At 66.3% G+C, this 16,785-nt stretch carries 9 protein-coding genes and 1 pseudogene; 8 read left to right on the forward strand and 2 right to left on the reverse strand.

What is annotated here, in order from left to right:
* Positions 1–8: 8 nt before the first annotated feature.
* Both OG446_RS31500 and OG446_RS31505 read left to right on the forward strand, forming a co-directional pair.
* Positions 9–356, forward strand: coding sequence for a hypothetical protein (locus OG446_RS31500; protein ID WP_328897196.1), 348 nt, complete (start codon positions 9–11; stop codon positions 354–356).
* A complete protein-coding gene (locus OG446_RS31505; protein ID WP_328897197.1) occupies positions 323–1,099 on the forward strand; it encodes a site-specific integrase in 777 nt (258 codons plus the stop codon). Before OG446_RS31500 ends, OG446_RS31505 begins: the two co-directional genes overlap by 34 nt.
* A gap of 417 nt (positions 1,100–1,516) precedes the next feature.
* Here the strand turns inward: OG446_RS31505 and OG446_RS31510 are convergent, their stop codons facing one another.
* Positions 1,517–2,599: a hypothetical protein gene (locus OG446_RS31510; RefSeq protein ID WP_328897198.1), complete on the reverse strand. Its 1,083-nt coding sequence runs from the start codon at positions 2,597–2,599 to the stop codon at positions 1,517–1,519.
* Between the two features lie 791 nt (positions 2,600–3,390).
* On the opposite strand from OG446_RS31510, the gene OG446_RS31515 reads away from it, so the two are divergent.
* From OG446_RS31515 to OG446_RS31540, 6 genes and pseudogenes are all read left to right on the forward strand, one after another.
* Entirely contained in the window at positions 3,391–4,872 is a 1,482-nt protein-coding gene (locus OG446_RS31515; RefSeq protein ID WP_328897199.1) for a DUF3375 domain-containing protein, read from the forward strand.
* Entirely contained in the window at positions 4,869–5,489 is a 621-nt protein-coding gene (locus tag OG446_RS31520) for a DUF4194 domain-containing protein (protein ID WP_328897200.1), read from the forward strand. Before OG446_RS31515 ends, OG446_RS31520 begins: the two co-directional genes overlap by 4 nt.
* A complete protein-coding gene (locus OG446_RS31525; protein WP_328897201.1) occupies positions 5,486–8,905 on the forward strand; it encodes an ATP-binding protein in 3,420 nt (1,139 codons plus the stop codon). Before OG446_RS31520 ends, OG446_RS31525 begins: the two co-directional genes overlap by 4 nt.
* A 1-nt stretch (position 8,906) precedes the next feature.
* On the forward strand, positions 8,907–10,091 hold the full coding sequence (locus OG446_RS31530) for a Wadjet anti-phage system protein JetD domain-containing protein (RefSeq protein ID WP_328897202.1): 1,185 nt from the start codon (positions 8,907–8,909) through the stop codon (positions 10,089–10,091).
* A gap of 319 nt (positions 10,092–10,410) precedes the next feature.
* A complete protein-coding gene (locus OG446_RS31535; protein WP_328897203.1) occupies positions 10,411–10,584 on the forward strand; it encodes a hypothetical protein in 174 nt (57 codons plus the stop codon).
* Positions 10,585–10,601: 17 nt separating this feature from the next.
* A pseudogene (locus OG446_RS31540) lies at positions 10,602–10,697 on the forward strand (IS5/IS1182 family transposase); the annotation flags it as partial.
* Positions 10,698–10,853: 156 nt separating this feature from the next.
* Here the strand turns inward: OG446_RS31540 and OG446_RS31545 are convergent.
* Positions 10,854–16,730 (reverse strand): hypothetical protein, encoded by a 5,877-nt coding sequence (locus OG446_RS31545; protein WP_328897204.1) that lies wholly within the window; start codon positions 16,728–16,730, stop codon positions 10,854–10,856.
* Between the last annotated feature and the right edge of the window lie 55 nt (positions 16,731–16,785).

Here is a 16,785-nt window from a genome sequence, read left to right on the forward strand (position 1 = left end):
GGCGGCAGGTGACCCGCACTTTCGGGACGCTGAGGGAGGCGAAGGCCGAGTACGCGCACATCACGCACCGCCGATACGAGCCAGCGACTGCGCCGTTCGATGTCAGGACACTGGACGAGCGGCTCGTTGAATGGCTGGCCAGGAAGGCGGAGGACCTGGAGGAGAGCACCGTCTACAGCTACACCATGACTCTGGGGCGTCTTCGGGGAATGCTCGGGCATATCCGGCTCCAGGACCTTGCCGAGGATGATGTCGAGGCTTGGATGAAGTGGGCGCTGGTGAGGGGCGGGTGCGAGGTGGCAAGGCGGGTACGGGGCTGGCGGTGGCCTCGGTCGAGATGTCGCTGGCGCGGTTGAAGGAGGCGCTCGACCGGGCGGTTGCTCGGCGCCTTGTCGAGGTGAACGTCGCCAGGGAGGTGAAGGTCCCTCGCAACCATCGGAAGGCGGAGCGGCGGGCGAAGACCGTGATCCCGCCCTGGAACCTTCAGGAGGTGCGCGCCTTCGTGGATGCGGTCAAGAACGACCGTCTGTACGCCGCCTTCCTCCTGTCCCTGATGGGTTTGCGGCCGGCGGAGATCTGCGGCATGCGCTGGAGCGACGTCGACCTGGGCAGGGCCACCTTGACCGTCAACCGGACCCGGACGCTGATGGGCAACAAGGTCGTGGTCGAAAAGGACACGAAGTCCCTTGCCGGGGAGCGTCAGCTCCCCCTGCCTGACCTGGTGGGCGAGGCCCTCGCCGACTTCAAGGCCACACAGATCACCGAGAAGCTCAACGCGGGGGAGAGGTACGAGGACAACGGGTACGTGCTCGTGGACGGGCTCGGCAGGGCACTCAACGGGCGCCAGTTGCGTGAGCGGGCACACACGGTCATGGCCGAGAATTCGCTGCGCCGGGTCCGTCTGTACGACGCCCGTGCGAGCTGTTTCACGTACCTGGCGAACAAAGGAGTGCCGGACCATCTTCTTGCCCGCTGGGCCGGGCACACCGACGTCCGCACGACCAAGCGCTGGTACGTGAAGCCGGATGTGGAGGATCTACGGCCGGCCGCGGCAACGTGGGGAGAACTGGCGAGTGTCCCGCCCCCGCTCTCGGAGTGAATGTGAGATGTGGGAGCGTGAGTGGGTGAGTGAGAAGAACGTTGAACCCCTGCAATACCGCTTTGACGGGCCAGAAGACGCCCCGGTCCTCGTCATGGGCACATCCCTCGGTGCCACATGGCACAGGTGGTAGATGGCGTCTTGTGGCGTCCACGTGGTCCAGTTCGACGCTGTTCACGCGGGTTTGGACTTGGTGGTCCAGGTGCGTTGACGGTGTTGGTGACAGGCGCGTGACAGGGCGTGTGTGACGGTATCGGTGATAGGGCGAGGGACTTGCTGATGGGCCAGGCGGGGCCTCGCCTGAAGCCGGGTGGGGCGAGGCGCCACTGGGGCGCTCTGGTGGGGCTTCGCCGCGAGTTCGGCCGTACTTGAACGCCTGGCGCGTTCGGCTGGGGCTGGCGCCAGGAGGGTTTCGTGTCAGGGGCCGTAGGGGTTCCAGTGTCCGAGGAACGGCTTCAGGTCGTCTGCTCGTGGTTCGGGGATGAGGGGCATCCGGAGTGGCGTGTTCAGCGGGTCGAGGCGTTCTGTGGTGGCTTCTGCCCAGTTGATCCATGCCTCGGCTTCGGTTCTGGTTTCGCCTGAGGGCATGGTCGCGACTCGCGTGCGCATAGCGGTCACGTAGTCGGCCAGTCGGGTCGCGTGGCGCCATGCCGCTTCCTGCGCCTCGAAGTGCCTGACGCGGTACGTCTCGGCGTACTGGACGCGGGCCTTCTCCATGGCGGCTTGCCAGCGGAGGCGCTTCTGGCGTGCTGCCTCGAGTTCCTCCTGGCGTTGGCGTTCAGCGGCTTCGCCGCGGAGTGTGACTTCTTGGGCGATCTCGGCAAGCTGCTCTTCGAGGGGGCGGCCGGGGGTGTCGGCCCATTCGCTCGCCCGGTGCGGCTGGCCGCCGCTCAGGACCAAGCGGAGGCGTTCGGACGGGGTGTAGTCGAAGCGGGGGATTCTGATCCAGGAGTGCTTCCGGGCTTCGGCGAGTTCCTTCTCGGTCGAGACATGCTCGGTCCGGTCCTGTTCTTGCTGGACGACGAACCCCACCGTGAGCCCTTGCGCGGTGATGGTGAAGTGGGGAGACGCATTGCGGCGGCGGTGAGACGGGTATGCAGAGCCCGGCCGTCCCACCGAGCAGGCGTGTCTTTCGGACTCGGTGGCGGTGATCAGTGCCTGGATGAGCCGTAGGGCACGTGCTTGGACGGGCTTGGTCAGGCCCAGCGATCGGGGTTCGTTTTGCATGGCCCGGACCACGCTGTGCGGCCGAGTGAGCCGGGTGGGGACAGGGACAGGGGCGAGGACGGCAAAGCGCCAGGCGGGGGTGTCGACGAGCTTGATCTCGTATCCGTCACGGCACCAGCCTCCGTGCAGTTCCTTTGTCTTCGGGAGCCTTGTCGATCTGCGAGCGGCCGCGATCCGGGACGGCCAGTTCACAGAGTCCCGGCCGGTGGTGGTCTTGATGATCCGGCCACCGGCGTCCGCGAGCTCCTGCAGCAGCTGTTCCGTGAACGTCACGCGATTCTGCTTGGGAGGGCTTGGCTTTCGCTCGACGGCCGGAGCGTCCTGTGTCCGGGGTGACGGCCGTTGTGGAGCGGTGGCCTGGGCCATGCGCGGGCGCGATCCCGGGGGAGGGTACGTGCCGTGGGCGAGGTAGTGCTGGCCTGCACTCGTCAGGACGACGCTCCACTGCCCGCCTCTCCGGGAGACCGTGACCAGGCCCCGGTTCTGCAGTGCCTGGCAGGTGGTCTTGTAGGAGCTTGTCTCCCACACGTCCTCAGGACATCCCGCTCCCACCCACTGCAGCACCGAGAGCTGGCCCTCATTGACCGGCCGTTTCAAGGGGACCACCTTTGAGCCTGGCTTTCATTGACGGGGCGGATGCTGTCAGAGGTAGCGGAAAGGGGTGGGCTGTTCGGGCTGCATTCGCTCGAAGGAGCGACCGATGCAGGCTCGTCCGCCGGCCGCGACGCTGGGCGTCGAAGTGGGTGGACTAGGCAAAGCCTTTGACTCGCATTCGAAATTACGTTCGCAAGTGGCTGTGGGAGGCGAGGATCGGAAATGATCCTGAATCTGGATTTCTCTCGTCTCCTGCCTGCTGTTTCTCTTCTCTGCGGTCGTCGGGGCCCGTCTGGTCGTCCGCTGTGCCGAGTCCGGTTGTCAGTGGTGGCCTCTACGGTTCTTTCTGATCGCGCGGAATGCTCCGGGCGTGGCTGTGCGTGCATCGATGCCAGCCGGATGGGGCGTGTGCGTTCCATCATTTCGGGGGAGCGGACGAATCCGCTGGGGCAGTGAGAACGGGAGGGTGCATGGAGTTGGACTACGACCGTTTGGTCGCTCTGCGAAAGAAGAGCGCTGCTTGGCGGCTGCTGAAGGCCGACCATGCTGCGCTGATGCTGAGCTTCTTCAGCAAGGTGTTCGTCGAGCAGGGAGTGCGCTCGATTGCGGGTGCGGAGCTTGTCGAACGTTTGGATGATGAGTTGTTCGCCCTGAACGATCGGCTGGGCCAGGGGACGTTCTCCAAGACTGCGAGGGCGTATCTGGACGGTTGGTCGGCGCCGGAGAATGGCTGGCTGCGCAAGTACTACCCGCCGGATACGGACGAGCCGCACTATGACGCCACGGCCGCCGTGGAGAAGGCCGTCGCGTGGGTCCGGTCGTTGGAAGAGCGTTCGTTCGTGGGCACGGAGTCGAGGCTGAGCACGATTTTCGACCTGCTGCGGCAGATGACGTTCGGGACCGAAACCGATCCCGAGGCGCGACTGGTGGAGCTCAACCGACGTCGGCATGAAATCGATCTGGAGATCGCGCGTGTCGAGGCCGGTGAGGTGGATGTTCTGGACAGCGCGGCGCTGCGGGACCGCTATCAGCAGGTGACCGATACGGCGCATGGGCTGCTGGCCGACTTCCGAGAGGTCGAGGCGAACTTCAGGGACTTGGACCGGGACCTGCGGAGCAAGATCGCGGCGTGGGACGGGGCCAAGGGTGAGCTGCTGGACGAGGTGCTGAGCAGCCGCGAGAGCATCGCGGAATCGGACCAGGGGCGTACCTTCCAGGCGTTCTATGACTTCCTGCTTGCCCCGAGCCGTCAGGAGGAGCTCAAGACGCTACTGACCGAGGTTGAAGCCATGGAGGCCATCGACGAGCCCGACCCCAGGATGCGGCGCATGGCCCGGGACTGGCTGGAGGCAGCCGAGCGAACTCAGACCACGGTGAGGCAGCTGTCGGGGCAGCTGTGCCGGTTCCTGGACGACCAGGTGCGCTCGGAGGATCGGCGCGTCCTGCAGCTCGTGCGCGAAATTGAGGCTCAGGCTCTGGCGCTGAGTGATGTGCCGGGCGTGGATCTGGTTGCCGGTATCGATGCGGCCGCGCCGACCATTGTTCTGCCGATGGAGCGGCCCCTGTACACCCCGTTGGTCAAGGTGCCGATCGAAAGTACCGGCATTGAGGCGGGGGACGAGGAGTTCGCGGCTGAGGCACTGTTCGAGGCGGTGTATGTGGATTCGGCGCGGCTCACGGCGGCGGTGCACCAGGCGCTGGGCTCGCGCACGCAGGTGTCGTTGGCCGAGACACTGCGCGAGCATCCCCTGGAGCAGGGGCTTGCCGAGCTGGTCGCCTACCTCGCGTTGCCGGACGACGGGTTCACCACGGTGTTCGACGACCAGCGTCAGGAGGAGATCGCTTGGCCCAGTGAGGAGGCTGTCCAGCAGGTCGCCACCGTGCCCGTGGTCACCTTTGCCCGCACCAGCCCCGGCATCGCCTGGGCTTCCAGCTCGAAGGAGGGGCGATGACCACGCCTGCCACCCCCAGCCAGCCGTCCGTTCTCTCCCTGCCGGTCAACCAACTGCTCAAGGGTCCCATCTTCCGTGACCAGCACGAACGGGCATGGGACGCCCTGTTGAACCACAGTGCCGGCGTGAAGGACTACGTCGACGTCATGGGGCTGCGTGTGGTGATCGACGAGATGGAAGGCTACGCCTTCCTCCAGTCGAAACCCGACGACGAGGACGACGTCCGCGATGCCCGCATGGCGCCGCCGCGGCTGATGCCCCGCCGCTCACTGTCCTACCCCGTCAGCCTGCTGGTCGTGCTGCTGCGCAAGCGGCTCGCAGAGTTCGACGCAGGCGCCGACGGCACCCGCCTGATGATCACCCGGGACGAGATCGTGGAGATGATCCGACTGTTCCTCCCCGCCGGCACCAATGAAGCCCGCCTGGTCGACCAGATCGACGGCCACATCAATAAGGTGGTCGACCTGCAGTTCCTGCGCCGTGCCCGCAGGCAGGACCAGCTCTTCGAGGTGCAGCGGATCATCAAAGCCTTCGTCGACGGTCAGTGGCTCGCCGAATTCGAAACGAACCTGGCCCAGTACGCGGTCACCCACACCCACCAGGAGAAGCAGCAGTGATCCCCGCCCAGTCCGGCCCCGCCGGCACGCGTGTCGCCTCCACCGACCTGGTTGCGGCCGGCTTCCGGCTGGAGCGCCTGGAGGTATACAACTGGGGCACGTTCGACAAGCACGTGTGGACGTTCGGCATCGGCGGCGCCAATGCTTTGCTGACCGGGGACATCGGTTCCGGGAAGTCCACCCTGGTCGATGCCATCACCACCCTGTTCATGCCTGCACGCAAGATCGCCTACAACAAGGCGGCCGGCGCGGAGAGCGGCGAGCGCAGCCTGCGCTCCTATGTGCTGGGCCACTACAAGTCCGAACGCAACGAGACGACCGGAGCGACCAAGCCGGTGGCGCTGCGCAAGCCGGGCAGCTACTCCGTCATCCTTGGGGTCTTCACCAACCCGGCGCTATCGGCGACCGTCACGCTGGGGCAGGTGTTCTGGCTCGCTGACGCGAACGCCACCCACCCCGATCGGCTATTCCTCGTCGCCGACCAGGCGCTTTCCGTCGCAGGCGACTTCGCTGACTTCGGCACCGAGGTGCGCTCCTTGAAGAAGCGTCTCGAAGCGAGCGACGTCCGCGTCCACAAGACGTTCCCGCCCTACAGCAAGGACTTCCGGCGCCGCATGGGCATCGAGTCCGAGCAGGCACTGGAGCTCTTCCACCAGACGGTGTCGATGAAGTCGGTGGGCAGCCTGGACGACTTCGTCCGCAGTCACATGCTCGAGCCGTTCGATGCGGCGGCCATGACCGACAACATCATCAGCCACTTCGACGCGCTCACCACCACCTACAACTCCGTTCAGCGAGCACGCGCCCAGACCGAGGCCCTCACCCCGCTGCTCGCGGAATGCGACGCCTACGAGAGGCTGACCGCACGCATCGACGAAGCCGACACGCAGCAGGCTGCCCTGCGGTATTTCATGGCCGAGCGCACGTCAGCGCTGCACGAAGCCCAGCGCGCCGAGGCGGAACGGACACTCGCACGCCTGCAGGGCGAAAAGGATGCCGCGAAGGACGAGCTGGAACGGCTGCGTGGCCAGCAGCGTCGGTGGGACCTGCAGCGCGAGGGCCTGGGCGGCGGCCGGTTGGGTGAGCTCGAGCGCCAGATCAAGGAGACGGAGCAGCAGCGCACCGCGCAGGAGGGGCGGGCCCGCCAGCACGCCGCCCTGTTGGAGCAGGCAAAGCTGGCCCCCGTGACCGACCGGGCCCAGTTCACCGACCGGCTCGACGACATCGCCCGCGCCCAGCACAGCGTCGCCGCGACCGCCCGTGACACGCGCACGGCCCTGGAGACCCTCGCGGTCGAGGCCGCACAGCTGAAGCGGCAGGCTGAGGACATCAACGCGGACCTGCTCAGCTTGCGCTCGCGCCGCAGCAACATCCCACGCAGGCAGCTGGAGGTACGCGCTCGCCTGAGCCGTGAACTCGGCATCGAGGAGAGTGCCCTGCCGTTCGCCGGCGAACTCATCCAGGTCCGTGACGAGGAACAGGAGTGGGCCGGGGCCGCCGAGCGTCTGCTGCGCGGCTTCGCCGTGTCCCTCCTGGTTTCCGGTGACCAGTACGCCCGCGTCTCAGACTGGATCAATGACCACCACCTGGGGGCGAAGCTGGTTTACTTCCGCGTTCCGGACAAGCTCCCGCCGCGGCGCCTGTCCACCGCCACGTCCACGGCGCTGTTCACCAAGCTCGAGGTGCGTGACGACTCGCCGCTCGCCCCGTGGCTGGCCGGCGAGCTCGAACGCCGCGCCTCCCACGCTTGCGTGCCGACGATGGAGGACTTTCGGCACACCGAACTCGCCATCACCGCCCAGGGGCTGATCAAGGGGGCGCGGGGCCGTCACGAGAAGAACGACACCACCCGCATCGATGACCGCAGCACCTATGTGCTCGGCTGGACGAACCAGGCCAAGATCGACGCTCTCCTGGACCAGGCCCATCGGGTCCATGACGCCCAGCGCGAGACGGAGAAGAAGAAGTGCGAGCTGGATGCCACCTACAAGGACGCCCTCAGTCATGACAAGGTCCTCGACCGGCTGGCAGCCATGGCGGACTACAACGAGATCGACTGGCCTTCCGCAGTACGGCACATCACCCAGCTCACGGCCGAGAGGCAAAGTCTGCAGGCCGACTCCCAGGACCTGGACGGACTCACCCGCCGCCTCACTGAAATCGCCGGTGACATCACCACACAGGAACGTGCATACGAGCGAGCACAGCAGAGCTGGGGCCGAGTCGGCGGCGACCGCGACGCCGCTGAACGCGCCCGCGACGAGGCCCGCTCCGTACTCGAAGAACCGGACGCCAGGGACGCGCGGCCACACTTCCCGGCCCTCGAGCAGCGCCTGACCACTGCCCACCTGACGTGCCGGACGACACAGGAGTGCGCCCAGAGCGAGTCCCGGCTGCGCGAGGAGATGGCGGCCGACAGACACCGCTGGGCCAAGGAGCAGACGCGCCTCGGCCAGACGATTGCCGCCCGGATGAGTTCTTTCCGAGCTGCCTACCAGGTCGAGACCAACGAACTCGACGCCTCCGTCGCCTCCGCGCCCGGCTACCGAGCCTTGCACCAGCAGCTCGTCGCGGACGACCTGCCGCGATTCGAGAACCAATTCCGCACCTATCTGAAGACCAACGTAATCCGTGAGATCGCCGGATTCCACGCGCAGCTCAACATCTGGGCGGACGAGATCGGCGACCGCATCAACACCATCAACGAGTCCCTGGTCGACATCGACTACAACCCGGGTCGTTACATCATGCTCAAGCCCGAGCAGACACCCAACACCGAGATCCGCGAATTCACCGCTGAACTGCGTGCCTGCACCGACGACGTCCTGTCCGGTGACGACTCCGACCTGTACTCCGAGGAGAAGTTCCACCAGGTGCAGCGCCTGATCGAACGCTTCAAGGGCCGTGAACACCACACCGACAGCGACCGGACCTGGACCAAGCGCGTCACCGACGTCCGCTACTGGTTTGTCTTCAGCGCCAGTGAACGACGCCGCGAGGACGATTCCGAGTATGAGGTGTACTCCGACTCCGGCGGCAAGTCCGGCGGCCAGAAGGAGAAACTCGCCTACACCATCCTGGCCGCCTCCCTCGCCTACCAGTTCAAGCTCGACACCAACAGCACAAGGAGCCGCACCTTCCGCTTCGTGGTCATCGATGAAGCCTTCGGACGCGGCTCGGAGGAATCCGCCCGCTTCGCCCTGGATCTCTTCAAACGCCTGGGCCTGCAGCTCCTGATCGTCACCCCGCTGCAGAAGATCCACGTCATCGAGCCCTATGTGTCCGCCGTCGGCTTCGTCGACAACCCCACCGGACACCATTCCCGCCTGCGCACCCTGACCACTGCTCAGTACCGCCAAGAACGCCTAGCCCACACCCTGGCCGGCCTGCAGCCCACTGCCGCACAGGGAGCATGAGATGACAACACAACACGACGTTGGCTGGACCACCCCGCAGGCCGTCATCGAACGCCTCCGCAAACGCTGGAAGATGGGCACCTACCTCACCCAGCTCGCGGACGGATCACCATGGGAACCCGTCGAGATTCCACTGCGTGGTCCGAAAGCCGGGGACATCACCCGTCAATATGACCACGTCCTCGCCTGGACCGAATCCTGGGCGCCCACTGCACACCCGCACCTGCACATCGAGTACCGGCGCCTCGGCGGGCGCCTGGCCGGCGTGAACAACGTCCCCGCCCGCGTTCGCATCGACGACCGTGACCACCTCTGGCGTCTGCTCGGCGTCAGTCCCACGGTCGACCGCTACCAGAGTCTGCTGACCTCTGCCCGAGACGTGCTGCCCGACCTCGTCGAGTGGATGACCGGCCATCCCATGCAGGTGCTCCAGCGCGAAGGCGACTGGGCCCGCTTGCAGAGCACCATCCAATGGATCCTCGACTACCACGGTCCCACCGTCTACCTGCGCCAGCTCGACGTACCCGGCGTGGACACCAAATTCATCGAACGCCACCGAGCCATCCTGACCACCCTGCTCGAGCAGTGTCTCCCCGAAGACCGCATCAACACCGAAGCCGCACGCACCGACTTCGCCGCCCGCTTCCGCTTTCTACGAAAGCCCGCCTACCTGCGCTTCCGGCTCCTCGACGGCGAAGCGCTGGCCGGCTTCCGCGAACTGGCCGTCCGGGCAGATGAGTTCACCGCACCCCCGCCCGGCATCACGACCGTCTACGTCATCGAGAACGAGACCACCTATCTGGCTTTCCCTGACCAACCCCACAGCATCGTAATCCACGGCGCAGGCTACGCCGTCACCCAACTCTCCGCCCTGAACTGGCTACACGGCATACGCCTTGTGTACTGGGGCGACCTGGACACTCACGGGTTCACCATCCTCGACCGGCTGCGTCGGGCCTTCCCGCACGCGCAGTCCATCCTGATGAACCGGGGCGTTCTCCTGGAGCACCGCGGCCAGTGGGTGAACGAAGACGCCCCCACCCACCGGCCTCTCGGCACGCTCACACCGGACGAGGCCGATGTCTACGACAGCCTCGTGGAAGGCGAGTTCGGCCTCAACGTGCGACTCGAACAAGAACGCGTGCGGTTCCACCTGCTTGAAGACGCCCTCAAGGAGCTCCGCTAGCAACCGCACACACCGTCAGCCAGCTTGTCGGTGTCGATGAAGGGGCAGGTTCATCGATCTGCGGCAAGCAGTTCCTGGTGCCTGGCGAGCGCCGTAGGACGAAGGAGAGGCACGGAACTCGTCGGTCACCGTCCCACGGGGTCTTCAGGGCATGGCAGCTCGGGCACAGAGCGATCATGGCCCATTGCGGCTGAGTGCCGAGGTGTAGCGGGGATCAGGGCAGCAGAGGTTCTCCCAGCCCCGTTGGCTGCGCTCGAGCACCGCATGGCGGGATGCCGGCGACGCGGCTCAGCCGCTGACTACCTTGGGGCCGGCGGCGGTGGCTCTTGCCGTCCCGCATGGCGCGCTGCGCCCGGGCATCCAGCTCCGCGTAGCGCAGAACCGGATCTGCTATGCGGCGCAGCAGGGCAACGGGCATCCGGCAGCAGTCGAGTGCATCGGCGGCCGGCTCCTCGGCCGTACCTTCGCCGTTCCGTCCCGCCCTCCTCCGTGAGCCCTACCGGAGGTAGTCGGATGAAGAACTGCAATATTCTCCGTGACTGTTGGCAGCGCGGCGACAGCCTCCACCACGCGGTCCAGGCCGTCGCCCGCATGCATCACCTCGCGCCCTCACCGCTTGACCAGGCACGCCAAATGCCCAGTTCAGCCTGCCTGACTACGGCCTTCTACAACACGCTTATAGTGCAGTCGCGAGGGTGTCCAGGTCGTTCGTCACACCGGGATCTTGGGCACTTAACGATGTTTTGTGTGTCGCTGCGGTGGTTAGCGTGGTCCGTGTGCACGCCAGGCAGTAGCGATGGTTGCTTCCAGCGCCGAGTCGTCAGTGCCGGGTGTCTCGGTCAGGGCTGACATGTGGCGCAGGGTGGCCAGTACGTCAGCGGCGTCGGGGTGTTCTGAAGTGAGGAGGTCGACGAGGTCGTCTTCGGACAGGGGCTCGTCGAGTTCGGACAGGTCGTGCAGGATGCCCTGCAGGGCCGGACCGGTGAGGGCGGCTGCTTCCAGAAGCTGGTTGGCACCGGCGGGGGTGGCGAGGGCGTCGTGCAGGGTGCGGCAGATGTCCGCTGCGCTGTGCCTCGTGGCGGCCAGCTCGGCGGCTTGATTGAGCAGCATCGGCCAACCGCCGGTCGTGGCGAAGAGGCGGCGGCGATCTTCCGGGGCGTTGAAGGCGGTCAGGACATCGGTGGGGGTGACCCAACTGCGAATGCCGTCGGTGGTGGCGCGCTGCAGGGGGACAAGAATGTCCTCTTCCGCGTAGCGGGACAGGACCTCAAGGTGTTCGCGATTCCCGGCGTCAATGAGGGCGATGACGCAGCGGGTTACGCCGGAGGCGGGTTGGCGGGTGATGGCGTCGCGCAGAGCGGTATCGACGCGGTCGGGCTTGAAGTGTCGCATGTCACTGACGATCAGCCGGTGAGGGCTGCGGGCCTTGCCTGCGCTCAGCGCCTGGCGGTATGCGTGGGGTGTGGCCGGTTTGATCAGGGGGGCCAGCTCGCTGGGGGTGCGTTGCTGCTGGTCGGTCAGCGCGGCGGTGACGTCATCGAGGCAGGTGGCGTCGGTGCCAAGCACGATGCGCAGCGCGTTGTTGCGACGCACCAGACCCGCGATCTGCTGTTCCGTCAGGGGACTAATTCGGGCGCCGGGAAGCGGGCGCCGAGCCTGGCTGATGGACAGACGGGTGGAGATGTCGTTGGGGTCGTGAGCGTGGAGTTCTTCCTCGATGGCGTCCTGGGTACCCAAGAGTCGCAGGACGTTGGAGGAGCGCAGGCGCCAGCCGTCACGTTCGGTGGCCAGGATCCCCAGGCCCAGCATCTCTTCCAGCAGGACGCGGAACTCGTCGGCCGTGTGGTGGGTGAAGCTCTCGGGCCACCATTCAGCGCATTGCTGGCGCAGGGCGCGCGTGCTCATGCTGTGTTCGACGCCATGCGTGTGGGCGTTGTGCGCGATGAGCAATGCGATGACCTTGTAGCGGGGGTCGAGATTGAGGTTGAGGCGCACGGTGTCGCGGATACGACGTCGCAACTCCGGCGAGCCGACAACGCGTTCGAGGATGTCGTTGTCGATGGTCCAGGGCGGCCCATCGGGCGTGCGGCTGGCCAGTGCTTCGCTGACGAGGGCCTCACCGGCGACCTGAAGGAGTTTCGGGTGGTAGTTGCAGTAGGCCAGCAGGCGGTGGATGAGGCTGTCGTGCGCGAAGTTGATCCCCAGGACTTCAGCAGGCTCCTGGAGTAGACGGTAGGCAGGGCCAGGGGAGAGGGGGCCGATGCCCAGGGCTTTGCCGAAGTGCGCCTCGGCGAGAGGTTGGTTGGGCAGACCGGCGAAGCGCTGGACCTGGTGCAGACCGGCGAAGACGGGCTTGAAGCGGCGTTCGGTCGCGCTCATCAGGTCCCGCAGGCGGGTGGTCTGAGGGAAGCCGGCGTCGGCTTCGGCGTCGAAGAAGGAATCGCACTCGTCGAGCAGGAGCAGCAACCGTCGGGTCCGGTCCTGATCGAGCCAGGCCGTGACGGCATCCCGGACACGCCGAAACGCGGTGGAGGCGCGCCGGCCGGGTGCCAGACCGATCCCTGCCCGACCCAGCTCGGTGGAGATCATGTCCCAGATCTCCTCTGTGCCCGAGGCCAGGCTACTGGGCAGCGGTAGGTAGAGCGCGACATGGCCTTCGGTGAGGGCGTGGCGGCGACCAGCGGCCCGTAGGAGGGCCGACTTTCCCAGCCTGCGCCCGCCGTACAAGAGACTGACACCGTGCTGGTCAGTGACGGCGGACAGTTCCTCGGCGCGACCGTAGAACATCTCCTCCGGCACGGCTTCGTTGGCGTCGGGGGTGTAGGGATTGATGGCACTGAACGGGGCCAGGATGCGTTCAGTCAAGGTGAACTGTCCACTGCCGCGGGAGGCCAGGTACGCCAGAGCAGCAGCGTCCAGTACCAGAACGGGTTTGGCGGGATGTTCGGCGCAGACTGCGGCCAGGGCTCTGCGTTGAGCGGGAGATAGGGTGCCGATGAACGCGATCATGACGGGAATGGAGCTGGGATCTTGCTGGACCCAGGCGAGGAGCTTGGCAGCGTCGGTGACCTCGGACGTCATCAGTAGTCGCAGTCGGCCGTCCGCTTGCGTACCGAAAGCCGGCAGGCGAACCTTGCCGATCAGTGTCACGTCGCGAAGATCGACCCACCGGCGCAGGTTTGAGGCGACCGGCAGGCCGGGGTCGGCCTCGCGCTCATATTCGATACCGGCCAGACGCAGAGCCGGGCTCAGTACGTAGGTGTTGGTGCGGACCTGGGCCCATCGGGTGGCAACGTGGTGCCAGGCAGTGAGTGCGGCCACGGCGATTTTACGATCACCGGGGGACAGGGGGCCGAAGTCCAAGGGGCCCAGTCTGGTGCCGTTCTCGGCCGCGGTGATCACCGCGGGGGTGATGCCATCGGCCAGGGCTTGTGGGACCGCAGGGAAAAAGGCATCGAAGTCGGCCAGCGCGGTGTGCTGTGCACGTGGCGGCGTGTTCCCCTCGCGGGCCGCCAGCAAGTACTCTTCGGCCGTCGCAAGGTCACCCTCGACGATCAGCTGTCTTACAGCGTCAGTCAGTCGGGTGGGCGCGTCGGCCTCGTTGAGCTCCACGGTGGCCCGTTCCTGCAGGGACCGGGCGGCCTCGGCACCCAGAACGGTGAGTTCCTCGCGAATGGCCTCACACTCGCGGCGGACAGCACCGAGAGCATCGCCGGCCAGTGCGCTGTGCGCGGCTTCCATCCGGGCGGTGATCCGGGCGCGCCCGTGCTCGGGCACCCGGCCCAGCCGGGTGGCGGTGTCGATATCGCGCGTCAGTTCGCCGTGCAGGGTTTTGATCGCGCTGCCGCTATGGGCACGCCGGGTGTGCAACGTGGCACGCAGTTCGTCTGTCAGCGTTGGGGAAGTAGTGTCCGCTTGTTCCAGTGCGTCCAGTGCGTCCAGGGCGATCCGGGCGATGGCGTAGTTCTCCCGGTCGATATTCGCGCGCACCGCCTGGGCCCAGTCGGCGCGGTCGGCGGCTGTGACGTCGTCCAGCGTCGGGGTACGGGAAGGGACGAGGCGGGAGTTGAGCTCAAGGTCGGGGGCCCGCAGCAGGTCACTGTTCAGGACGGTGGACGGTTCAGGCTCGGTGCCGGTGAGGGTTCCGCCAGCCAAAAGCCGCGCCGTTGTCTCAAGGCTCGCCAAACAGCTCCGTGCCGCGGCCGCGGTGAGGGACTTCGGGTCGGTCTCGGTCAGGGCGGTCAGCTCATCGGTCATGCCTTGGCGGTGCGGCTGGACCGCCTCGTGCAGGAACGAAAGAGGGTCGGTTGCACGAGGTTGGACCTCGGCGATGAGCACCAGCCACTGTTGGACTACGTCGAGGGAGTTGGCGGCGTACTGCAGTATGCGCGAGCGGGCAGCGTTCTTGAGTTTGCGGGATGTGCCTCGGGCTGCCCTGTCGTCAGCGTCCAAGAAGGTGGACAGCGCCCCGGGCGCACCCAGGTCCCGCAACTTCTGTCGGGTGCTGGTTGCCAAGTCCCGTCGGTCATCGGCCACTGCATGCAGCAGGGCACCAATCCTGCCGTCGGGTGCCCACCACTGTTCGGCGAACTGCTTTGCCCGCAGGTTGCTGAGGTTGGGGCTGGTGCGCAGTTCGGCGCGGGCAGTGTCGCAGATGACGGCAAGGTCATCACCAGTATCGGGGCGGGCGGCCAGGACATTGAGAGTGGTTCGTCCAGACAACTGTCCCCGGGCGGACGCGTGAGCAATTGCGGTAGCGACCGCGCTGGTTCTGGGCAAGTCGTGCCACTGCGCAGCGATCTTCAAGGCGAGTTCGCCACTGTCGGGATCTCCTGCGAGCAAGCCGGACCGGACGGCGGCGGCCAACACGATCAACTGATCGGCCAAGGAGTCCGGCACACCGTGCTGCAGCTGATCGGTCACCGCCGCACGTAGTTCGTGGGCGCAGGCGCCGGTGTCCGAGCGCATGGCCTCGGCCAGGACCAGGGAGCGCAGCGCCGAGGCGGTGGCGAGGCTGCCGAGAGCGTTAGCGGCGTGGTGAGCGAGAGCCAGCTGGCCCCGCGCGGTCAGATCGGCAAGGACGGGAGAGGCGGCAGGAGCAGGAAGGCTGGCAGGCGTCTCTGGCTTCGAGACTGCTAGTTCCGCCGTGGTGCGGGCGGCCTTTGGTCGCACTGGTGTGCACTGCCTGTCGACGGTCACCGTGCGGTCCGCCGAAGGAGCCGCTGAGGGCGGTGCTGGCTTGGAAGAACCAGCCGCCAGAGCTCCTGGCTCGACGTCGAACCCGTGACGGGGGACCGGGATCAGCGATGCATCAGTGTCTGAAGACTCCGCACCGTCGCTGGGCGGGATGCCGCCTGGTTTTTGGAGGGGCGGGAGTTCCAAGGAAGCCGATACTAGTGGCGCCGGTTCGTGCGCGCCTCCTGGATCGGTCCCGCCTTTCAGGTCGGCGCTGGTGGGAACAGATGGAACGACAGCCTTGCCGCGCAGTATCAAGGTCAACACAGGTGCGATGGCCGGGGGTAGTGTCTGACGCAGTCGCTCGGTCAGTGCGTCGGCTCCATCGTCATCGTCCGACTCCACTGCGTACGCCAGCTCCGCGACCGTGGCTAGACATTTAGCCTCCTGAACCTGTTGAGCAGCCCACTTATTGACGGCCAACAACGACTCTGCGGCTGTACGAAGTTGTGCTATCGCTGGGTGTCCCACCGGGCCGCTCGCCGCTGCGACGCGCTGCAGGATCTCCCGTAGTGCGTAATCCTGGTCAGCCGCAGCTCCCAGTGTCTCCAGCGCATCCAGCAAGCCCGGAAGGTCCTGCTCCGGATACGGCCCGTGCTCGTGCAGTGCCAGCGCTACTTCCGTGCGCACCTCATCGACAACCTGCCCTACCTGCGTGACGGGTTGTAGCAGGTCAGGGGGCACCACCCTGCCTGCCGCCAGCAAGGTCGCAGCCTCGGATACGACCTTGCTGGCCGACGCAAAGGCATCACGCAATCGTTCGGCCTGCGTCGTACAGGCTGCTGTGGTACTCAGATCGATGGTGCTGACAGGTTCATCCGGTACCGTGGGTTCCTCTCTATCGACGGGCGGCTCCACCGGCCGAGGAGCTGGTTCGGACGCCGTGCTGTCGATCGGACGGCTTCGATGGGCTTCCTCGAATGCCTGGCAGGCCCGCACAATGGCGTCGGCATCCTCGGCGGGCCACGACGACAGGGGATGGTCGCGCAGCACCAAGTGCAGCAATGGGACCGCAAGGTGTGTGACCCTCCACTGAACCAGACCGGTAAGCAGCAGTACGGTCCGGTCCGGAGCCAGCTCTTCCAATCCGGAAAGGTCTTGGTCAGACCCCTGTTCCAACCAGATGGACAGTCCGTCCCGCATACCGTCGAGCGTGGGCTGGGTGAGCGTGCCGATGGTGTGTGTCTGTTGAGCCCCTTCGCTGCGCCGCAAGGCTCCCAGCGCCTGCCGTACCGCGTGGGTGCTCGGTTGCCCGACCGATGGAGTGCGCAACTCCTGTAGAACCGCGGTGCGGTTCTTACGGCTGAGGCGTTCCAGCATTGAGGAGAGCTGCTCCTCGGTAACCAGTGCCAGCACATCCCCGACAGGGTCAGGCAGTTCTGCGACGGCCTGCTCCAGGGCCAAGTACTGGGTGCGTTGCGGCTCAGTAAGAGTGTGATGCGGGGTACGCGGCGTGCGT

It is taken from the genome of Streptomyces sp. NBC_00236 (assembly GCF_036195045.1).
In the GTDB taxonomy this organism is placed as follows: domain Bacteria; phylum Actinomycetota; class Actinomycetes; order Streptomycetales; family Streptomycetaceae; genus Streptomyces.